We start from the raw sequence: 215 nt of genomic DNA on the forward strand, positions 1-215 counted from the left end.
TGTGCGGTGACGGGTTTGCCGTCGGGACCGGTCAGGGTGGCGGTGTAGGTGATGGTGCCGTTTTCGTTCACGGTCGGAGTGGCGGTCAATGTCACGGTGGTGGTGTCGTTGACGTCGCTAACCACGGTGCTGACTGGCGCAGTATTTGGAGCAATGGCTTCCAAGTTGCCGCCGGATGCATCTTTGATCGACTCGGTGACGGTGGTCGGACCTTG

1 protein-coding gene is annotated in these 215 nt (G+C 60.5%); it reads right to left on the reverse strand.

Annotated elements, in window-relative coordinates:
• Window positions 1-215 (reverse strand): immunoglobulin-like domain-containing protein (locus AC3A5O_RS28870; protein ID WP_487754030.1); only part of this gene is annotated, 215 nt, incomplete at both ends.

The sequence above is a fragment of the Pseudomonas sp. Soil_N_39 genome, assembly GCF_057655955.1.